General features: G+C 73.9%; 15 protein-coding genes and 1 pseudogene. 4 read left to right on the top strand and 12 right to left on the bottom strand.

Annotation, left to right across the window (positions count from 1 at the left end; translation table 11 throughout):
* Window positions 1–42: 42 nt before the first annotated feature.
* The 6 genes from GCU69_RS19015 to GCU69_RS19040 all read right to left on the bottom strand — a co-directional run bounded on the left by GCU69_RS19015 (window position 43) and on the right by GCU69_RS19040 (window position 5816).
* The gene (locus GCU69_RS19015; protein WP_235978564.1) at window positions 43–1041 is read right to left on the bottom strand and encodes a DUF5914 domain-containing protein; all 999 of its coding nucleotides are present in this window, start codon (window positions 1039–1041) and stop codon (window positions 43–45) included.
* Window positions 1038–2009: a phytoene/squalene synthase family protein gene (locus tag GCU69_RS19020; RefSeq protein ID WP_098750108.1), complete on the bottom strand. Its 972-nt coding sequence runs from the start codon at window positions 2007–2009 to the stop codon at window positions 1038–1040. Before GCU69_RS19020 ends, GCU69_RS19015 begins: the two co-directional genes overlap by 4 nt.
* On the bottom strand, window positions 2006–3655 hold the full coding sequence (crtI, locus tag GCU69_RS19025) for a phytoene desaturase family protein (RefSeq protein ID WP_156206704.1): 1650 nt from the start codon (window positions 3653–3655) through the stop codon (window positions 2006–2008). Before crtI ends, GCU69_RS19020 begins: the two co-directional genes overlap by 4 nt.
* 29 nt (window positions 3656–3684) lie before the next feature.
* Window positions 3685–5007 carry a polyprenyl synthetase family protein gene (locus GCU69_RS19030; protein ID WP_098750107.1) on the bottom strand — a complete coding sequence of 441 codons (1323 nt, stop codon included), beginning with the start codon at window positions 5005–5007 and terminating at the stop codon, window positions 3685–3687.
* Between the two features lie 181 nt (window positions 5008–5188).
* Window positions 5189–5524, bottom strand: coding sequence for a DUF3140 domain-containing protein (locus GCU69_RS19035; RefSeq protein WP_098750106.1), 336 nt, complete (start codon window positions 5522–5524; stop codon window positions 5189–5191).
* A gap of 4 nt (window positions 5525–5528) precedes the next feature.
* The gene (locus GCU69_RS19040; RefSeq protein WP_098750105.1) at window positions 5529–5816 is read right to left on the bottom strand and encodes a hypervirulence associated TUDOR domain-containing protein; all 288 of its coding nucleotides are present in this window, start codon (window positions 5814–5816) and stop codon (window positions 5529–5531) included.
* A 356-nt stretch (window positions 5817–6172) separates the two neighbouring features.
* Between GCU69_RS19040 and GCU69_RS19045 the strand changes: the two genes are divergently transcribed.
* Window positions 6173–7678, top strand: a complete 1506-nt coding sequence (locus tag GCU69_RS19045; RefSeq protein WP_098750104.1) for an SDR family oxidoreductase — start codon at window positions 6173–6175, stop codon at window positions 7676–7678.
* 278 nt (window positions 7679–7956) lie between these two features.
* On the opposite strand, the gene GCU69_RS19050 is transcribed toward GCU69_RS19045, so the two are convergent.
* On the bottom strand, window positions 7957–8436 hold the full coding sequence (locus GCU69_RS19050) for a hypothetical protein (protein ID WP_156206699.1): 480 nt from the start codon (window positions 8434–8436) through the stop codon (window positions 7957–7959).
* Between the two features lie 329 nt (window positions 8437–8765).
* On the opposite strand from GCU69_RS19050, the gene GCU69_RS19055 reads away from it, so the two are divergent.
* The gene (locus tag GCU69_RS19055; protein WP_098750102.1) at window positions 8766–10214 is read left to right on the top strand and encodes a polysaccharide pyruvyl transferase family protein; all 1449 of its coding nucleotides are present in this window, start codon (window positions 8766–8768) and stop codon (window positions 10212–10214) included.
* Window positions 10215–10407: 193 nt separating this feature from the next.
* Here the strand turns inward: GCU69_RS19055 and GCU69_RS19060 are convergent, their stop codons facing one another.
* Together GCU69_RS19060 and GCU69_RS19065 are read right to left on the bottom strand one after the other, a co-directional pair.
* Window positions 10408–10833 carry an SSI family serine proteinase inhibitor gene (locus GCU69_RS19060; protein ID WP_156206700.1) on the bottom strand — a complete coding sequence of 142 codons (426 nt, stop codon included), beginning with the start codon at window positions 10831–10833 and terminating at the stop codon, window positions 10408–10410.
* A gap of 126 nt (window positions 10834–10959) precedes the next feature.
* Window positions 10960–12453 (bottom strand): SulP family inorganic anion transporter, encoded by a 1494-nt coding sequence (locus tag GCU69_RS19065; RefSeq protein WP_235978565.1) that lies wholly within the window; start codon window positions 12451–12453, stop codon window positions 10960–10962.
* A 428-nt stretch (window positions 12454–12881) separates the two neighbouring features.
* Here GCU69_RS19065 and GCU69_RS19070 point away from each other — a divergent pair, with 428 nt between their 5' ends.
* Window positions 12882–13256, top strand: a complete 375-nt coding sequence (locus tag GCU69_RS19070; protein ID WP_098750099.1) for an RNA-binding S4 domain-containing protein — start codon at window positions 12882–12884, stop codon at window positions 13254–13256.
* A gap of 123 nt (window positions 13257–13379) precedes the next feature.
* On the opposite strand, the gene GCU69_RS19075 is transcribed toward GCU69_RS19070, so the two are convergent.
* The 3 genes from GCU69_RS19075 to GCU69_RS19085 all read right to left on the bottom strand — a co-directional run bounded on the left by GCU69_RS19075 (window position 13380) and on the right by GCU69_RS19085 (window position 17864).
* The gene (locus GCU69_RS19075) at window positions 13380–15407 is read right to left on the bottom strand and encodes a CocE/NonD family hydrolase (protein ID WP_098750098.1); all 2028 of its coding nucleotides are present in this window, start codon (window positions 15405–15407) and stop codon (window positions 13380–13382) included.
* A gap of 15 nt (window positions 15408–15422) precedes the next feature.
* On the bottom strand, window positions 15423–16712 hold the full coding sequence (locus tag GCU69_RS19080; protein ID WP_098750097.1) for an ATP-grasp domain-containing protein: 1290 nt from the start codon (window positions 16710–16712) through the stop codon (window positions 15423–15425).
* A 114-nt stretch (window positions 16713–16826) separates the two neighbouring features.
* A complete protein-coding gene (locus GCU69_RS19085) occupies window positions 16827–17864 on the bottom strand; it encodes a Ppx/GppA phosphatase family protein (protein ID WP_156206701.1) in 1038 nt (345 codons plus the stop codon).
* Between the two features lie 334 nt (window positions 17865–18198).
* Here GCU69_RS19085 and GCU69_RS19090 point away from each other — a divergent pair.
* A pseudogene (locus GCU69_RS19090) lies at window positions 18199–18909 on the top strand (SGNH/GDSL hydrolase family protein); the annotation flags it as partial.
* Window positions 18910–19234 lie beyond the last annotated feature (325 nt).

Consider the following 19234-nt stretch of genomic DNA (forward strand, 5'->3'; position numbering starts at 1 on the left):
CGCCACCCCGTCACCCCGTCACCCCGTCACCCCGTCACCCCGTCACCCGGGAAAGCGTCCCTCCCGCAGCAGCTGGCGGCGGCGTTCCGCATAGGCCAGGTCGTCCCGCCACAGTCTGGCCGCCACATGCCGGATCAGCGGGCGCAGCAGCGGCGCCGCACGGCGCGCGACCGCGAAGCCGGAGCGGTCCGAGGTGGCGATCACCGCTTCGACGACCGCGGTCCGCGGGCGGCCGTACGGGTCGGAACCGAGCGGCGTGGCATGGGTCTCCACCACGGAGGAGGTGCCCTCGCCCTCGACGATCCGCATGACGACGGTACGGGGCTCGGGTGCGGTGAACACCGCCCGGACGGGCACGGAGGCGCGGCCCAGGCGGTAGGCGACGTCGACGAGGAAGCGGTCCTCCTCCCCCTCGGACGACGGTTCCTCCAGGACGCTGAGCCGGGTGAAGGCGTAGGGGTGGAACCACGTTCCGTGCCAGGGGTCGAGCCGGTTGGCGAGGACGTCCTCGGGTTCGCAGGTGCCGACGGCCGTGGTGACGGCGGTGACGGAGGAGTCCGGGGAGGGCCGGGAGGGCAGCACCGGCCGGGGCAGCGGTTCACCGCCGCCCGCCGCGTCGAGGCGCACCCAGGCCAGCACGCCGTCGTCGTACGCCGGATACGGGGTCCAGCCGGGGAAGCCGTCCCCGCCCAGGGCCAGCCCGTGCCAGTGGCAGAGCAGCTTTCCGCCGACGACCGGGCTTTGGCAGAGGGGCGCGCCGAGGTGCGGACAGGCGCCGGGCCCGCACAGCAGCCGCCCGGCCCGGCCGCGCCAGGCGACGACCTCGGTCCCGGCGACCGTGCGTCCGAAGGGGCGGCCCGGGCGGATGTCGGCGCTCGCGCCGAGCACGTACCAGTTGCCGGAGGGGCGTGCCGTGGCGCGCCGCACGGCCGCGGCGATGACGGCGGGGCGGGCGGCGCGCCAGGTGGGGTGCTGGCGGGCCCAGGGCACGCCGGGCTGGAACCGGAACGGGCTGCGCCACGGTGCGCTGCGTTTCCTCACCGGACGGGCTCCTTTCCCGCGGTCCGGCCGGGGGCGGCGTGCCGGCCGCGTGAGACGGCGATGGCGGTCAGACCGCGGAGCAGGACCGCGGTCCTGCGGCGGCGGGGCACGACGGCGCGCCGGTGCAGGACGGCGCCGTCGGCGGCTTCGATCTCGTCGAGAATGCCCTGGTAGAGGACGTAAGCGGTCCGGACGCAGGGCCGGGACACGGGGTGCAGCATGGGGATTCCGGCCGCGGCGTGCCGGTAGATGCCGCGGGTGACGGCGCACAGTTCGCCGACCGCCGCCCGGACGCGGGGGTCGTCGCGGCCGGTGCGGCGGCACCAGCGCAGCAGGCCCCGGTCGACGCCGTGGGCGGCGAGCCGGTCGCCGGGCAGATAGACGCGGCCGCGGTCGAGGTCCTCGCCGACGTCGCGGAGGAAGTTGGTGAGCTGGAAGGCGATGCCCAGGGACGCGGCGTGCGGGGCGGCCTCGGCGCGCGGTACGACGGTGCCGAGCACCGGCAGTACCTGGAGGCCGATGACGGCGGCCGAGCCGTGCATGTACGTGTGCAGGTCCTCGAGGCTGCGGTAGCCGGTGATGTGCAGGTCCATCCGCATGGACCGCATGAAGTCGGTGAAGTGGCGGGGGTCGATGCGGTAGCGGCGCGCGGTGTCGGCGAGGGCCGTGATCACGGGGTGGCCGCCGTGGCCGTGGCGGAGCGCCGACCGCAGCTGGGCGTCGAGTTCGGTGAGGGCGCGGTCGCGCTGACCGGGCGTGAGCCGGGAGTCGGTGTCGTCGACGATGTCGTCGGCCCAGCGGGCGAATCCGTAGAGGGCGTGCACGGCCGGGCGTTGCGGCGCGGTCAGCAGCCGGGTGGCGAGGAAGTACGTCTTGCCGTGGCGGGCGTTGAGTTCCCGGCAGCGCTGGTAGGCGGCGCGGAGTCCGGGTTCGTGGACGCCGGCGGCGTCGAGTTCGCGGGCCGTCACGGCCGGGCACCTTGAGTCCCGGCGGTCCCGGAGGTCCGGACAGTCCCGGTGGTCCCGGTGGTCCCGGTAGTCCCAACAGCCCCAACGGCCCCGACAGCCCTGGCAGTCCCGGCAGCCCCGGCGGTCCCGGTGGCCGCCGCGTGTGGCGCCGGGCGGGGGGCCGGCCGGAGGTGGATGCCGGTGACCCGGGCCGCGGCCAGCTTGCCGGAGATGATCACTGTGGGGACGCCGACGCCGGGGGTGGTACCGCATCCGGCGAGGACCACGTTGTCACAGCCGGGCGGGAGGTTCCGGGGCCGGAAGGGGCCGGTCTGGGCGAAGGTGTGGGCGACGGAGAAGGGTGTGCCGGCGGCGTGGCCCTGGTCCGCCCAGTCCGCCGGGGTGACGAGGTGTTCGCTCTCGACGGCGGCCCCGAAGCCGTCCAGGCCCCGGCGCTCCAGCTCCGCGACGAGGTGGTCGCGGTAGCGGGGCGCCAGCGCGCGCCAGTCCCGGGGGCCGGTGTGGAGGTTCGGACAGGGGGCGAGGACGTAGTGCAGATGGCGGCCGTCGGGCGCGAGGGCCGGGTCGCTCGCGGTGGGACTGGTGATGAGGAGCGACGGGTCGCTCATCAGGTGTCCGGTGCGGGTGAGTTCGCGGAAGGTGCGGCCCCAGGCGGCTCCGAAGGACAGGGTGTGGTGGCCCAGGTCCCAGCCGCGGCGGGTGCCGGCGTGCAGGACCACGGCCGACGGCGCGTACCGGAGCGGCAGCGGCCGCCGGGGTGCCCGGCCGAGCAGCCGGCGCGCGGTGGGCAGTTCACAGCTGAGGACGAGGGCGTCGCAGCCGATGCGCCGGTCGCCGGCCCGTACGGCGGTGACGCGGCTGCCGCCCGGGGAGCGTTCGAGCGCGGTCACCTCGGTGTCGTAGTGGAAGACGGCTCCCGCGCGGCGGGCGGCCTCGGCCATGGCGCGGGGGACGGCGTGCATGCCGCCGCGCGGGAAGTGCACGCCGGCGACGGTGTCCATGTAGGCGATGACGGCGTACGCGGCGAGTGCGCGGGCGGGAGCGACTCCGGCGTAGAGGGCCTGGAAGGAGAAGACGCGACGGAGCCGTTCGTCGGACAGAAAGCGGGCGATGCGGCCGTCCCAGCCGCGGAAGCCGCCGAGCGCGGCGAGTCGGGCCAGGTCGGCCGTGAGCAGCCCGAGCGGTGAGTCGAAGTTGGCGTCGATGAAGGTGCGCATCTGCACCCGGTACAGGTCCTCCAGCCAGCGCCGGAGCCTGCGGTAGCCGGCTGCTTCGGCGGGTCCGGCGAGCCGGTGCACCGCGTCCTCCATGGCGTCCGGGCGGGTGTGCACGTCGAGACGGCTGCCGTCGGCGAACCGGGCGTGGTATGCGGGGTGCAGGTCCATCAGGTCCACCCGGTCGGCGAGCCGCTCGCCGACGGCGGCCAGGGCCTCGTCGACGAGTCCGGGCATGGTGAGCACGGTGGGGCCGGTGTCGAGGGTGTACCCGCGCAGCTCGGCGCGGCCCGCCCGGCCGCCCGGCACGGGGCCGCGCTCCACGACGGTGACCTGCCGTCCCGCTCCGAGGAGGTGGAGGGCGGCGGACAGGCCGGAGAGACCGGCGCCGACGACCACGACATGGTCGGTGGGCCCGGAGAGCGTCCGCATGCCGCCGCGGGTTCCGCTCCGCATTCCGCTCACCGGACTCCTCCGCCCAGCCGCGCCGGCCGCCCGGGCGGCGGTTCCGGCTCCGGGCACGCCCCGGCCGTGATGCCGTCCGCCAGGGCCGTCAGGCGGTGCACCGCGACCGGGGCGAGCGGTGCCCGGCGCAGGGTCTCGGCGGCCGAGTGGACGAGGCGTTCGATCTGCCGCTCGACCTGCGCCGCGGCGCCGAGGTCCGCCAGCACCACCCGGATGCGGGCGAGGCCGGCCGGGGTGAGCCCGGGTGCGCGCAGCACGTCCCGCAGCTGCCGCTCGGCGTCCGCACGGCCCTGGGCCCGGGCCCGCCGCAGCGCGACCGCCATGAGATACGTACGTTTCCCCTCGCGCAGGTCGTCGCCGGCCGGTTTGCCGGTGTCGGCCTGGGAGCCGAAGACGCTCAGCAGATCGTCGCGGAGCTGGAAGGCCAGCCCGATGCGGCCCCCGGCCCGGCGCAGCGCGGCGGTCGCCGGGCCGCTTCCCCCGGCGAGGGCGGCCCCCAGGTGCAGGGGGCGCTCGACCGTGTAGAGGGCGCTCTTGAGGCGGGCCACGCGCAGGGCCGCGGCGGCCGAGTCGTTCTCCTCGGCCTGGTGGTAGAGGTCGAGGTACTGGCCCGCGACCATCTCGGTGCGCATGGCGTGCCACACCTCGCGGGCCCGCGAACCGGTCTCCCCCTGGGCGGGGGCCGACTCCCACAGGTCGTCGGCCCAGGCCAGCGCCAGGTCTCCGGTGAGGACGGCCGTGTGCAGCCCGAAGGTCTCGGCGTTTCCGCGGAGTCCCGCCGCCCGGTGCCGGGCCGCGAGGCGGACGTGCGCGGCGGGCTCGTTGCGCCGGAGTGCGGAGCCGTCCATGAGGTCGTCGTGGACGAGGGCGGAGGCCTGGAGGAGTTCCACGGCGGCGGCGGCGCGCAGCACCGCCCGCACCCGGCCTGCGTCGCCGGGACGCCCGCCCGCCGCGCGCCAGCCCCACCAGACGAACGCGGGGCGCAGCCGCTTGCCGCCGCCGAGCACGAAGCGGCAGAACGGTTCGACGACATCCGCGGCGAACCGGTCACTGCTGCGCGCGGCCTCCGCGCGGCGCTCCCCGAGGTACCGCGTGAGGGTGTGCTCCACCGCGGCCGTCAGGTCCTCGTCGGCGGCGGACTCCGGCGCGCGCTCGTGGTCGGCGGGCTCCGTCGCGGCCTCGTGGGCGGCGAACCCCGGTGCGCGCTCTGTGGCGGCGGGATCCGGTGCGCGCGGTGGGCGGCCGGCGGTGCGTACGGGCGTGCGGCGGTCGCGGCTCCCGGCCGGTCCCGGCGCGCCGGTGGACGGCAGGTGGCGCATGCGGCTCCTTCTGTCCGGCGGAAGTCGGCGGTCACACCCTCGTGAACCCGGGGCAGCGGTACGGGGGATGTGGAGACGCGGGGACGTGCCGGGGTTCCCCGGCCCGGTGCGCGCAAACCCGGCGGGCACTGTCCGGCCCGTGGCCCGTCCGTGCCGCCGGGGCGCGGTGGGCGTTCGCGCTTCACCGTTCGAGCGGGTCGTGCCCCCAGTTCATGAGGGAGTGCCGCCACCGGGAATCCTCGGTGTTCCCCGAGGGGCGCTGCGCGAGGTGCCGGTGGATGTAGCCGACGACCTTGCGCATGTGCTCGTAGTCGCTGTCGGAGAGGTCGGCCTTCTTGGTGCGCAGCAGTTCGACGATGCGGCGCCCGGAGGCGTGACCGACCGACTCACCGCCGTCCGGGTGCAGGCCGGCCTCGCGCGAGGCGTCCGTGGCGAGCCACTTCTCCAGGGCGGCCGGGGTGAGGTTCACCAGGCGGTGGAACTCCTGCCGGGTCGCGTGCTGTTCCTCGGTGTCCACGCGGTCAGTCCTTCTTCTTGTTCCGCCGGGACGTCCCGCCCCGCCCGGGCCGCTCGTCGCGCTCGGGCTTCCCGCCGCCCTCGGGGCGGAGCGCCTCGGGCTTGTGCACGGCGGCCCGGCCGGACTTCTCGCTGCGCACCTGGTACTGCGGTTCGCCGGGCGAGGCGTCCACGGTCCGCCCGGCCGCCTCGGTGCGTTCGGTGATCTCCTCCTCCACCTCGCCGACGGCCTCGCTGCCGTGGCTCTTCCAGGCGACCCGGTCGCCCTTGCGGGGTCTGCTGCGCTCGGCCATGGGGACACCGCCTCCTCACGGTCGCCATCCTGCGTGTCCTGCGGCGGAGCCGCACGTCAGAGGCGGCAGACGGGGGTCACCGGCCCGCGCCACGCCGGCCGGTGGCGTGGCGCGGGCCGTACGGCGGGCGTGGCACGGCAGGCTGTGCCCGGACCCGGAGCCGTTCCACACCGCCACACACGGCACACCGCCACACCACACCGCCACCCCGCCCGGGACCGCCCGGGACCGCCCGGGACCGCCCGGGGCAGCCCAGGACCACCGGCCGGGACCGCCCGGGGCAGCCCAGGACCACCGGCCGGGACCGCCCGGGCGGCAGGCGTGCCGGGCCTTCCCCGGAGAGGAGAGCGACACCCATGGCCACCGACGCCGGCACACCCCCGTTGCGCTGCCTGGTGACCGGGGCGACCGGTTACATCGGCGGACGTCTCGTACCGGAACTGCTCGCCGCGGGGCACCGGGTGCGCTGCCTCGCCCGGACGCCCGGCAAGCTGCGCGACCATCCCTGGGCCGCGGACGCCGAGACCGTACGGGGTGATGTCCTCGACGCCGGGTCGCTGCGGCCCGCGCTGGCCGGCGTCGACGTGGCCTACTACCTGGTCCATGCCCTGGGAACGGGCCGGGACTTCGAGGAGACCGACCGGCGGGCGGCCCGCCTCTTCGCCGCCGCCGCGCGCGAGGCCGGCGTCGGCCGGATCGTCTACATGGGCGGGCTGACACCGGCCGGCGTGCCGGAACGGGAGCTCTCGCCGCATCTGCGGTCCCGGGCCGAGGTCGGCCGGATCCTGCTGGACTGCGGTGTCCCGACGGCCGTGCTGCGGGCCGCGGTGGTCATCGGCTCGGGGTCCGCGTCGTTCGAGATGCTGCGGCACCTCACCGAGCGGCTGCCCGTGATGGTCACGCCGAGCTGGCTGCGCACGCCCGTGCAGCCCGTCGCCGTGCGCGACGTGCTGCGGTATCTGCGGGAGTGCGCTCGGCTGCCCGCCACGGTCAGCCGGACCTTCGACATCGGCGGGCCCGACGTGCTGACGTACCGCGGGATGATGCGGCGTTACGCGCTGGTCGCCGGGCTGCGGCGGCGGGTCGTGGTGCCCGTTCCGGTGCTGACCCCGGCCCTGTCGAGCCACTGGATCGGGCTCGTCACGCCGGTGCCCGCCGCCATCGCCCGGCCGCTGGCCGAGTCCCTGCGCCACGAGGTCGTCTGCCGCGAACACGACATCGCCCGCTGGATCCCCGATCCGCCGGAGGGGCTCACCGGTTTCGACCGCGCAGTGGAACTCGCGCTCCGCCGGATCCGGCAGGCCGACGTCGCGACCCGCTGGTCGGGGGCGTCCGTGCCCGGAGCCCCCAGCGACCCACTGCCCACGGACCCGGACTGGGCGGGCGGCAGCCTCTACACCGACCGGCGCGAACAGGTCGTGGACGCCTCCCCGGAGGCCCTGTGGCGGGTGATCGAGGGGATCGGCGGCGAGCACGGCTGGTACTCCTCGCCGCTCGCCTGGTCGGTACGGGGCCGGCTTGACCGGCTCCTCGGCGGGGTGGGGCTGCACCGCGGCAGACGGGACGCCCGGCGGCTGCGGGCCGGTGACTCCCTCGACTTCTGGCGGGTCGAGGAGATCGAACGGGGGCGGCTGCTGCGGCTCCGTGCGGAGATGCGGCTGCCCGGTCTGGCCTGGCTGGAGCTGACGGCGGGGCGGGACGAGGCCGGGCGGACCGTCTACCGGCAGCGGGCACTGTTCCATCCGCACGGCCTCGCCGGGCACGCCTACTGGTGGGCCGTGGCACCGTTCCACGCCCTCGTGTTCGGCGGCATGGCCCGCAACATCGCGGCCGCGGCACGCGAGGAGCGGTCCCGCGGCTGAGGGCCGTACCGGCGGGGCGCGTCCGCGGGCCCCCGCCGAAGGAGCCGTGCCTGCCGAGGCCGCGCCGGGAGTCCGTACGGGAGAGCTGTGCATCCGGGCCGCGCAAGAGAGTCCGTACGGGAGCGCGCATGCCTCGGGGCCCGTGCGTGCGCGTCCCGCGGCGGAGCCCGTGCCCGTACGGCTGTGCCCGCGCCCTGCCCGAACGGCCGTATCCGAACGGACCCGCCCGAGCAGCCGTGCCCGAGCGGCCCCGTCCGAACGGTTGTGCCTGCGGGTGCCTATTCCCCGTCGCCGGGCACCGCGCCGTGGCCGGGCTCGCCCCGGGTGCGGCGGCGTTCCTTCATCTCGGCCTCGAGGACATGGGTGCGGCCCGCCGTCAGCTCGTCCCGGACACGCTGCTCCAGCTCGCGGAAGACCCGGTGGTACCCCTCGTCGTACTCCTCGACGATCTGGAACGTCCAGCGGCCCGGCAGCACGTTCCGGCCCAGCAGCTCCCGGCGCACCTCCTCGGCCAGGTCGTCCCGGCCCGCGCTCCGCAGCAGGCCGAGCACCTCGTCCAGCGCGAGGTCCGCGGTTCCCGTCAACTGGTGGAACGTGTAGAGGTGCCCGCGTGCCCGCTCGGTGGTCTCCAGCGCCTCGGAGAACTTCCCGGCCGCGGCCACCGCCGCGTCACCGGCCCCCTCCGGCCTGCGGTGCCGCGCCAGCGGGCCGTTCCGGCACCGGTCGCCGTCGTTGTCGTGGTCGTTGCCGTTCGTCATGCCGTACCACCTCGTGGATCTCGAACCGGATGCCAGGTCCGACAGCGGTACCCGCGGCGCCCGGTCCGGCACCTCCCGGCGGCGGCTCTTCACCCGGCGGATGGGCCGAGCCGGCCTGCACGGACCGCGCCGCGGCCCGGACCGCCCGCGGTGAAGTGCCGTTGCCCCGCGGCGCCGAGCGCCCGTCCGCCTCTCCCCCGGTCCGCGCATTTATCCTTTTTGGGGTCGGGTATCGTGCTCGCACGGAATCGCCTGAAGTCACCGAGCACGTGGTGCGTCCGCCTTCCGTACTCCCCTGTCGCTTTGCCCAGAGTTCACAGAAGAAGGCCATGAAGCGCATACTCATACGCTCCGGCAAGAGCCCGTTCCGCGTCGCCACGCCCGAGGAGTTCATCCACCAGGACCTCATCGGCACCAACTCCGGGAACCTGCTCTTCAGCGACGCCGCCCACAAGCTGCTTCTGACCGACGGGACCGAGGTCACGTCCAACGGCATCAGGACGGACTGCTCCGCCGAGCGGGCCCGGCAGATCAACGAGGAGTACGACACCTTCGTGGTGCCGCTCGCCAATGCCTTCCGGCCCTCGTTCCGCGCCTCGCTGGACCGGCTGTCGACGCTGATCGAGCAGCTGACCATCCCGGTGGTGGTGATGGGCGTGGGTGCACAGGTGGGCGAGGACTACGACACCGAGCGGCTGCGCCCGATGGAGGACTCGGTGAAGCGTTTCGCCGCGGCCGTTCTCGACCGGTCCGCGTCCATCGGGGTCCGCGGCGAACTCACCGCGGACTATCTCAAGGGCCTCGGGTTCGCCGACGTCGACATCATCGGCTGCCCCTCGATGTTCCTGTACGGCGAGACCTTCCCCGAGCCGCGGCGCCCGGCGCCGTTCACGGACCGCTCGCGGATCGCGATCAACCTCTCGCCGGACGCGATGCCGGTCGGCGACATCACCGGCATGGCCCGGCTCGCGCAGGAACGTTTCCCGGAACTGATGTACTACGCGCAGAACCTCCGGGACGCCGAGACGCTGTTCTGGGGTGACACCTCCGAAGCCGCCGGGTCGCACGAGGACTTCCCGCACCGGCTCACGCACCCGCTGCTGCGGGCGGACCGGGTGCGGGTCCCGCTGGACCCGGCCACCTGGATCGAGGAGCTGCGCTCCTACGACTTCGCCTACGGCACCCGGATCCACGGGAACATCGCCGCCCTGCTCGCGGGCACCCCGGCGGTCGTCCTCGTCCACGACTCACGGACGCTGGAACTGTGCCGCTACTTCGGCATCCCGCACCGGATGCTCAGCGGACTCGGTACGGACATCCGGCCCGAGGAGCTGTACGAGCAGGCCGACTTCTCCGGGCTGCTCGACGGCCACAAGGAGCGCTTCGGGCGGCTGACGGCCTTCCTCGACAGGAACTCCCTGGAGAACACCTTCCAGCACGGCGACGGCGGAGCGGCGTTCGAGGCCCGCGTCGCCGGGCTGGACCTGCCGCCGTCGCTCGCCCGGTGGGACGGTTCCGACGACGGCGCGCTGCGGTACCGCTTCAGCCGGCTGCGTGAGCAGATCCGGGAGACCCGTACCGCCTCGGACCGGCGCGTCGCCGCGCTGACCGGGAAGAACAAGGAACTGCAGCAGCGGCTGAAGGCGGCCGAGGAGCAGAACGCCGCCGTCCGCAAGCAGCTCGACGCGCTGCAGAAGCGGGTGTCCGGCATCGAGAAGCGGGCCCTGGTGCGGCTCGGTCCCGCCATCCGCCGCCGGGTGCGCCGCTCCAAGGGCTGAGCGGCTCCGGCCGGCGCTCCGCCGGGCCGCGGGCGGGCGGACCTCCGCGGGGGGGCTCCGGCGCGGGCCGTCAAGAGTGCGGGGTCGGCCGTTGTGTCGTGGCTGCTGGCGTTCGCGCGCCGGTTGCGGCAAGATCGGCGGCACGGCCCGTCCGGTGTGCATCCCCCGTCGCACCGGGCGGGCCGCCGCGCGGTCAGAAGGCGAAGACCCCGTCGGTGCCGACCGCCGCACAGTCCCGGTTGGTGTAGCGGGCGCTCACGGCGATACCGCGGTCACCCCAGTTCCCGGTCGCGACGACGGTCACCGGCGCGTAGTACTCGGGGCAGGCCGCGTGAGCGGGCTCGATCTTGGTGAAATCGCCGTCGACAGCGGCCAGCAGCTTGCAGGCGTCCGCGGCGGCGGGATGGGACCCGCCCGCGGGGCCGCACTCGAGCGTGACGGTGGTGACGGGCTGCGTCTCACTGAGTTCGTCCGGGACGATCGTCAGCATCAGCGAGGCTTCCGGCGCGGCGGTTGCGGCGGGTACGGCTGCGGCCGCCGTGGCCGGGACGGCGAACGCCGTGGCGGCGAACGCGGTGGTGGCGAGCACGGGCAGGACTAATCGACGCGGTCTCCGCATGATTTCCCCTCGGGGTCGGCTCGGGAAGATGACGCGGCGAGACTAGCAACCACCGCCTCCGGGCCGCCGGTGAACGGAAACCGGCGGCCCTCACTCCGTCCGAGGCGCCCCGCGGGAACGCCTTCCTCAGGAGGCGCTGTCGGCGGGCTCGTGGGTGCGGACCGGTTCCGTCCCGGCCCCGGCGTGCCGGGCGGCCCAGTTCGTCAGGGCCGTACGGCAGGCGTGGTCCAGGTGGCGCAGCCCGGACAGGTCCAGGTCGACGGGCCGGTCCTGGGGCAGCGCCTCCAGCGTGTCGAGGATCCGCGGGAGCCGCAGGAAGGTCGCGTTGCCGGTCAGCCGCACCCGGACGCGTCCGTGGCACTCCTCGACGTCCGTGTGGATGTGCGAGGTCTCCCAGGCCGTCTTGATCACCGCCATCAGCAGCCCGAGCAGCACGCCTTCGAAGAGGTTGGTGGCGACGACGGCGACCGCGGTCACCCCGAGGACGACCGCCTCGCCGCGGTGTTCCCGCCAGAGGGAGACCAGTTCGCGCCCCGGGACCAGTTTGCAGCCCGCGTGCACGAGGACGCCGGCGAGCGCGGCCACGGGGATGAGGCCGAGCGCCGCGGGCAGGAAGGCCGCGAACAGCAGGAGCCACACGCCGTGCAGCACACGGGCGGCACGGGTACGGGCACCCGCCCGGACATTGGCGGCGCTGCGCACGATGACCGCGGTCATCGGCAGCGCGCCGAGCAGCCCGCAGACCGTGTTCCCGGTGCCCTGGGCCATCAGCTCCTTGTCGAACCGGGTCCGCGGGCCGTCGTGCATGCGGTCCACCGCGGCGGCGCTGAAGAGGCTCTCGGCCGAGGCGATGAGGGTGAACGCGAGGACGGTGCCCAGCATCGCGATGTCGCCGAGCGCGGCCAGGTCCGAGACGCCGGGCAGGTTCACGGAGTCCAGCAGCCCCTGCACGCCGACCGTGTCGACCGGCAGTCCGAAGGCGGCGGTCGCACCGGTGGCCAGCGCCACCGCGGCCAGCGGCGCGGGCACGGCCGCGGGGACCCGCCCCGGCAGCCGCTTCCAGAGGACGAGCACGGCGATCGTCCCGGCGCCCAGCGCGGTGGCCGACAGGGCCTGCGGGGACGCGAGGGTGTCCGCCACCAGTCCGGGCAGCCCGGTGATCTTGGCCGGTCCGCTGCCCGGTGCCGTCGCGTCCGTCAGGGTGTAGAGCTGGCCGAGGACGAGGACCAGCCCGATCCCCGCGAGCATGCCCTGTACGACCGCGACCGAGATGGCCCGGAACCAGCGGCCCATCCGCAGCACACCGAGCAGCAGTTGGGCCAGCCCGGAGGCGAGGACGATCGCTCCGAGGGCGCCCGTCCCGTGGGCCTGGACGGCCTCGAAGACGAGCACGGTGAGGCCGGCGGCGGGGCCGCTGACCTGGAAGGTGCTGCCGGGCAGCGCGCCGACGACGATGCCGCCGACGATCCCGGTGACCAGACCGACCTCCGCGGGGACGCCCGAGGCGACGGCGATGCCGACGCACAGGGGCAGCGCCACGAGGAAGACGACCAGCGACGCGGAGAAGTCGGCGCGCAGGGTGGACGGTTCGAGGGCAGGGGTCATCGAGTCCTCACGCATGGGGGGTGTCGGGCAGGAGAGAGCGCGGCACGGCAGGGGTCATCTCAGGGCCGGACGGAGGGTCCGGTCCCGAGGCATGGGTGCCGCTGCGAAGAACTGGGCTCAGAGGAGCACGAAGGCGCCGGAAATCCGCCGGGCCGCACGCCGGTGGCCGCGGAAGGGACGCGGACGCACGGGGAGAGGGGTGCGGGCAGAACTGTGGGCGTACGGCATGACGGCATACCTCCGGAGGCCCGCAGCCACGGGCGCGTGGTAGTCGTTTCCTTTGACATTCTTTTACCACGCCATGGTTGCGGAATTGGAAACTCCGTACACCCTTCCGAGTGATGGCCTCCGGGGCGCCGGTGGGGCGCACCACCGCCCGGGCGGATCGCGCCGGCTGCGGCGGGAGTTCCCGCGTCCCCAGCTCAGGGCCTTAGAGTCGGTCCATGGCAACCAGCGAGGGAACGGTACGGGTCGACAGCTGGATCTGGTCCGTACGGCTCGTCAAGACCCGTTCGGCGGCGGCCGCGGCCTGCCGCGGGGGACACGTACGAGTGAACGGCGACCGGGTGAAGCCCGCTCATCCCGTGAAGCCCGGGGACGAGGTGCGGCTGCGGCACGCCGGGCGCGAGCGGATCGTCAAGGTGACGCGCACGGTGCGCAAGCGGGTGGGCGCCCCGGTCGCCGCCGAGTGCCTGATCGACATGAGCCCGCCGCCGCCCGCCCCGGCGGAGGCCGCGGCCGTCCCCCGCCGGGACCGGGGCACGGGGCGGCCCACGAAGCGGGACCGGCGCGAGATGGACCGGCTCCGCGGGGCGTGAGCCCGCGACGGCGCGCGCGACGTCCCGCGCAGCCTGAGCCGGTGAGCCTCCCGGCGCGCCCAGCCTGCCGCCACGCCGCCCGGTCCCTGCCGGAAGCTCGGAGCCCGGGGACGGGCCCGCGCGCTAGATGTGGTCGCGCGGGATCGTCTCGTTCCAGGTGCGCGAGAACACCCGCCGGTCGGACTCGTAGCCGTCCAGGGTCGCGTCCAGCAGGAAATCGGTCTCGGTGCAGCGCAGCACCGTGTGGGTGACGGTCCGTACGTCCCAGTCGCCCCGGCGGAACGCCATGGTCCAGGTGGACTCGCCCCGCACGGACGTGAAGTCGTCGGCCACGGAGTCGTAGCGCTCGTAGGCGCGGCGGCTCACGTCCAGGCCGATCTCGTCGTAGCGGACGGTCCCGCTGTCCTTCACGATCTCCAGTGACTCGTTGTAGCCGATGAGGTCACGGGCCACCGTCCAGCGCTGTTCCGGCGGGCGCACCTGGGTGGCGGCCAGCGGTGGCGTGCCCTCCGGCTCCTCGAAGGGACGGCTGCCCACCTCGTCGCTCTCGGAGGCCGGCCGCACGGGCAGGGTCAGACCGCTGGCTCCGGTGTACACGCTCAGCAGCACCGGCTTCGGCGGCGGCCAGGCGAGCGGCCAGTACGAGGTGGACAGCGACAGCCTGATCCTGTGCCCGGGCGGAAACGCCTGCGCGACACCGTTGAGCTGGAAGGACACCCGGTAGCGCCGGCCCGGGACCAGTTCCTCCGGTTCCTCGTCCCGGCCGTTCTGGCGGGTGAGGTTGAGCAGGCCGTAGGTGATGCGGGTGGCACGGCCGTCCGGGGCCACGTCGGAGAGCCGGGCCGCGACCATCGCGACGGGCTCGCTGACCGCTAGGTCCAGTTCGACCGTCGGCGCGCCGAGGATCTCCAGCCGCTCGGTGAGGATGTCGCTGTCGAAGACCATCGAACCGCCGTCCTCCTCCCGCTGGTCGTACGGAAGGTCGGGCGGCGCGTTGTAGGAGGCCCATTTGCCCGCGAACTGCCCCACGGACAGCGGCGACTGGAGCGTCATCTCGATCTCCCCGACGCTGTCCCCGGGCTCCCCGATCCGGTGCCGGGCCAGCGGCCGGGTCACCTCGCGCACATGCGGCGACGGCCAGGCGGGCTCGCCCACCCAGCGGCCGGGACGCTCCTCGTACGACGTGGAGGGCGGCACGCTCTCCTGCATCCAGGCCTGGAGCACCGGCCCGTCCATGACGCCGTTGTCGGCGTCCTTCAGCCAGTGGTCCCACCAGCGCACGACCTCCTGGAGGTAGCCGATGGCCGGGCCCGGCTCGCCGAGGTGCGGGTACTTGTGGGACCACGGGCCGATCAGGCCCTTGCGGGGCACGTCCAGCTGCTTCAGGAGCCGGGTCACCGCGTTCGAGTAGCCGTCGGCCCAGCCGCTGGAGGCGAGGACCGGGCACTGCACGGCCCGGTAGTTCTCGCAGACCGAGGCGTGCCGCCAGTAGCTGTCGCGCCGCTGGTGGCGGAGCCATTCGGCGACCCACGGGCCGCTGTTCTCCAGCCGCTCGTGCCACATCTCGCGCCAGCGGTCGCCCACCAGGGCGGGGTCCGGCGGGCAGGTGGCGTAGGCGAACATGGTGCCGGCCTCGCCGAGGTTGTCGGACAGCAGACAGCCGCCCATGTAGTGCATGTCGTCGGCGTAACGGTCGTCGGTGAACGACGAGATGACGATCGCCCGCAGGCTCGGCGGCCGGCGGGCGGCCACCTGGAGGGCCGCGAAGGCCCCCCAGGAGATGCCCATCATCCCGGTGCGGCCGTCGCACCAGGGCTGCTCCGCGATCCACGCGAGCACGTCCTCGGCGTCGCTCTGCTCCTGTTCGAGGTACTCGTCCGTCAGGACGCCCTCGGACTCGCCGGTGCCGCGCAGATCGACGCGCAGACACGCGTAACCGTGTCCCGCCATGTACGGGTGATGGACCGAGTCCCGCACCGAGGAGAGGTCCCGCTTGCGATACGGGATGTACTCCAGCACCGCGGGCACCGGATCACCGTCCGAGGAGACCGGCCGCCAGATCCGGGCGGAGAGGCAGGTCCCGTCGGAGACCGGGATCCGTACGTGGTCCTCTTCCTTCACGTCGTACGGCAGGCTGGTCACGTAGCGCATGTACTTCCGTTCCTCTCAGCGCGCGGCGCCTTCGGATGCGTCGAATTCGAAGTGCAGCGCGTCGGTACAGCGTTCGTACTTCTCACACAGCTCGGTTTCGCTGTCCGCACCGATGAAGATGTGGGCGAGTTCGAAACTGTAGCTGTCCTGGCCCGGCATGCCGGAGAGCCGCTGGCCCTCCTCGGGGACGATTTCAATCTTCACGCCGGGGATTTCACTTTCCAGCCGGGCCACCTCCTCGGGCGTCGGAACGCGCCGGGCCACGCCGTCCTCGAAGCGCCGGTAGTACCACTTGGCGGCCGTCCGGTACGGCCCCTTTCCGCGCGGCAGCGCGGGATCGCGGCCGAGCGCGAGGCTGAACATGCAGTGATGGTTGGGCACCCCGTCGACGCTCTCGAACAGCTCCGCGTGCGACTGCGAATGACGCGGATTGATTTCCAGCAGATTGACCTCGTCGGTTTCCTTGTCGTAGAAGAATTCGATGCTGAAGGTGGCCCAGTTGGTGCCGATGTGCCGCATCACGCGCTGCGAGACGTCCTCCAGCCGGCGCACGACCCGCTCCGGGAGCCGGGAGGGGTACTGGTGGCGCAGGAACGAGGCGCTGTTCTCGTAGTCGATGGAGTCGAGGGTTCCGTAGACCACGACCTCGCCGTCGTACACATAGCCCTCCACCGCGTACTGCTCGCCGGTGAGCGTCTCCTCCGCCAGGCAGGCGGCGCCGCCGGCGGCCGTGATCTCGGGCGGCAGGTCGACCCGGTCCAGGATGTACTCGAAGGGCTTGCCGACGCGTGAGATGCCCTCGCGGATCTCGCCCACCGCCGCCCGGAACTCCTCCTCGTCGGCGACCCCGAAGGCCAGCTCCGAGGAGAAGGACTTGACCGGCTTGAGCCACATGGGGAAATTCAGCCCGGCCGGCGGCTCGGGCTCTCCGTCGAGGTCCACGAGCGCGAAGCGCGGATGCTCGTCGATGACCTCCCTCTGCACCAGCCGGCTCCAGTATTTGTGCTCGCACTTGAGGATCGATTCCAGGCTCGTGCTGCGCAGCCCGTACCGCTCACTCAATATGGGAACCAGCGTGCTCACCGGGAAGTCCCAATAGCCCACGACGGCGTCGATGGTGCCGTCGAAGGCGTCCAGCTGCGCCTTGGCTTTTTCGAGCAGATCGGCCACACGAATTTCGCCGTACTGCAGCTCTTCGATGGTCAGCAGGGGGTGCAGGTTGTACTGCTCGGCGTGCGGAACACGCCGCAGTGTGTCCAGGTTTTCCTCGTCCATGCCGATCACGAAGATGTTCGCGCGACCCATCGGACCTCCCTTTGCTCCGTTACGGTGAACAGCGGGTACCCGGAATGGCCGAAAAGCATTCTCCGGCCGGAACGGGGCCCGCCCCGCGTTTGCCCACCGCGCCGCGGAACATGGCTAGGCGGCCGCACCGGTCCGGGAACGGGAGCCGGACGTCCGGCGTCTGACGGGGGCGAGCAGCACCATGGGGGCGGGGACGGCGCCGCCGCACTCCTCACCGGCCGGGCCCGCAGGCGCCGCCGACTCCAGGTGCTGCAACAGCGCGCCCTCGCGCAGCGCCCACGGGCAGATCAGGATCTCCCGTACGCCCGCCCGCTTCATCGCCGTGTGCGCCACCACGGCCCCGGCCGCGGACTGGCGGGCCCGGGCGGCGGAGATGCCGGGCCAGCCGGCCCGCTCCGCGGCGGGCGCCGCGAGCAGCCGGTCACGGGCCCGCTTGAGGTCGGGGCGCGCCAGGCGCCGGGGCACCAGCGGGCCGTCCCTTCTCGGTGCGGCACCGCAGAGCCGGGCCAGCTGCTGGAAGGTGCGCGAGGTGGCCACGACCGTGTCGGGCGCCTCCCGGCGCATCCGGGCCGCCACATCCCGCAGTTCGGTGCGTACGTACGAGCGCAGCGCCCGCACCGCCGCCGGACCCGGCGGGTCCTCGGCCCCGAAGAACTCCCGGGTCAGCCGGCCGGCGCCGAGCGGGAGCGAGACCGCGAAGTCCGGCCGCTCCCCCGGGCCGTACGCCATCTCGAACGAGCCGCCGCCGATGTCGAGCAGCCCCAGCGACCCCGCCTGCCAGCCGGCCCACCGCCGGGCGGCGAGAAAGGTGAGTTCGGCCTCGACCTCGCCGGAGAGGACGACCAGCTTGACTCCGGTGCGGGCCCGGACGGCCTCGATGACCTCCGCCCGGTTCGGGGCGTCCCGTACCACCGCGGTCGCGTAGACCAGCAGCGTGGCGACGCCCCACCGGTGGGCCTCGGCCAGTGCGGCGTCGACGGCCCGCACCAGGGCGGCGACGCACGACCGGTCCAGCTCCCGTCCGGGCCCCAGCCGCTCTGCCAGCCGCAGCCGGAACTTGACCGTGCGGACCGGCGTCATCGCCGTCCCCCGGGTGTCCACGACCAGCAGACACGCCGTATTGGACCCCACATCGAGCACACCTGTACGCATGAACCACGGATACCCGTGCGGCACCCGGCTATGTGACAGTTCTTCCGGCCCTCTTCTCACAGCCTCCCGTGGTTTACCACGGGTTAACCGACAACGTTGTCCGAATCCGCGCGGACACGGTCGGCACCGCGCGCTCGCCGTACGCCCGGAGCATTGACAGGGGCACGACCCGAGCCGAAACATGGGAGCGCTCCCACCGGGCTCTGACGCCCCGGCGGTTCCTCCGTCACCACCCCCACGCCGTGCCGTGCCGTCCACCGGCGCGCACGGAGAAGCAGGAGAGACAGCCATGCCTTCCGGAAACCGCCTGCGGGCCGCTCTGGCCGTGACCGCCATGACCGGCGCCCTCTTCCTCACCCCGCCGGCCGGCGCCACGGCGGCCTCCCCCGCCGCCCCGGCCGGGGAGAGCACGTCCGGCGCGGCCGGCACCGACGCCGCCGCCACCCGCATCATGCCGCTGGGTGACTCGATCACCGGCTCCCCGGGCTGCTGGCGCTCCGTTCTGTGGAACCAGTTGCAGAGCGAGGGGCACACCGGCATCGACTTCGTCGGCACCCTCGGGCCGCAGGGCTGCGGCCAGGCGCACGACGGCGACAACGAGGGCCACGGCGGGGCCCTGGTCACCCGGGTCGCCGACGAGAACCAGCTGCCCGGCTGGCTCTCCGCCACCCGGCCGGACGTCGTGCTCATGCACTTCGGCACCAACGACGTCTGGAGCAACATCGCCCCGGAGCGCATCCTGGCCGCGTACACCCGGCTCGTGGAGCAGATGCGGGCGAGCAACAGCGGCATGAAGGTGCTCGTCGCCCAGATCATCCCGATGAACCCGAGCAGCTGCGCGGAGTGCGCCCGGCGCGTCGAGGACCTCAACGCCCTCGTCCCGCAGTGGGCCGAGGGCATCTCGACGGAGCAGTCGCCGGTGACGGTGGTCGACCAGTGGACCGGCTTCGACACCGCCACCGACACCTACGACGGGGTGCACCCGAACGACTCCGGTGACGACAAGATGGCCGCACGATGGCTGCCCGCCCTGTCCGCCCTCCTCTAGCACCGCTCGGCACTCCGGACAGCCCGGGCCTCCGGAACGGCCCGGCCCCCGGAACGGCCCGGCTCCCCGGAACGGCCCGGCTCCCCGGAACGGCCCGGCTCCCCGGACGGGCGCCCGGCATCCGGCCGCCCGCCGCCCGGTCCGCCACCTGCCGCGCCGGATCCCTTCCCGCTCCGGTCCCCGCGGGAGGCCTCCGGGCAGGGCGTTCCGGAGCCGCCCGCAGGCCGGTCCGCGCCCGGACGGCGGCACAGCTCCGGCACGCAGTACGGCCCCGGAACACAACACAGCCCCGGCACGTACCGCGGCCCCGGCGGGAGCGCGG

Origin of the sequence: Streptomyces lycii (assembly GCF_009735685.1) — a bacterium.
Lineage (GTDB): Bacteria > Actinomycetota > Actinomycetes > Streptomycetales > Streptomycetaceae > Streptomyces > Streptomyces lycii.

Coding starts and splice junctions, on each gene's coding strand:
- crtI (WP_156206704.1), bottom strand. CDS start 3,655: ATGCGGACGCTCTCCGGGCCCACCGACCATGTCGTGGTCGTCGGCGCC.
- GCU69_RS19030 (WP_098750107.1), bottom strand. CDS start 5,007: ATGCGCCACCTGCCGTCCACCGGCGCGCCGGGACCGGCCGGGAGCCGC.
- GCU69_RS19040 (WP_098750105.1), bottom strand. CDS start 5,816: ATGGCCGAGCGCAGCAGACCCCGCAAGGGCGACCGGGTCGCCTGGAAG.
- GCU69_RS19045 (WP_098750104.1), top strand. CDS start 6,173: ATGGCCACCGACGCCGGCACACCCCCGTTGCGCTGCCTGGTGACCGGG.
- GCU69_RS19050 (WP_156206699.1), bottom strand. CDS start 8,436: ATGACGAACGGCAACGACCACGACAACGACGGCGACCGGTGCCGGAAC.
- GCU69_RS19055 (WP_098750102.1), top strand. CDS start 8,766: ATGAAGCGCATACTCATACGCTCCGGCAAGAGCCCGTTCCGCGTCGCC.
- GCU69_RS19060 (WP_156206700.1), bottom strand. CDS start 10,833: ATGCGGAGACCGCGTCGATTAGTCCTGCCCGTGCTCGCCACCACCGCG.
- GCU69_RS19065 (WP_235978565.1), bottom strand. CDS start 12,453: ATGCGTGAGGACTCGATGACCCCTGCCCTCGAACCGTCCACCCTGCGC.
- GCU69_RS19070 (WP_098750099.1), top strand. CDS start 12,882: ATGGCAACCAGCGAGGGAACGGTACGGGTCGACAGCTGGATCTGGTCC.
- GCU69_RS19075 (WP_098750098.1), bottom strand. CDS start 15,407: ATGCGCTACGTGACCAGCCTGCCGTACGACGTGAAGGAAGAGGACCAC.
- GCU69_RS19080 (WP_098750097.1), bottom strand. CDS start 16,712: ATGGGTCGCGCGAACATCTTCGTGATCGGCATGGACGAGGAAAACCTG.
- GCU69_RS19085 (WP_156206701.1), bottom strand. CDS start 17,864: ATGCGTACAGGTGTGCTCGATGTGGGGTCCAATACGGCGTGTCTGCTG.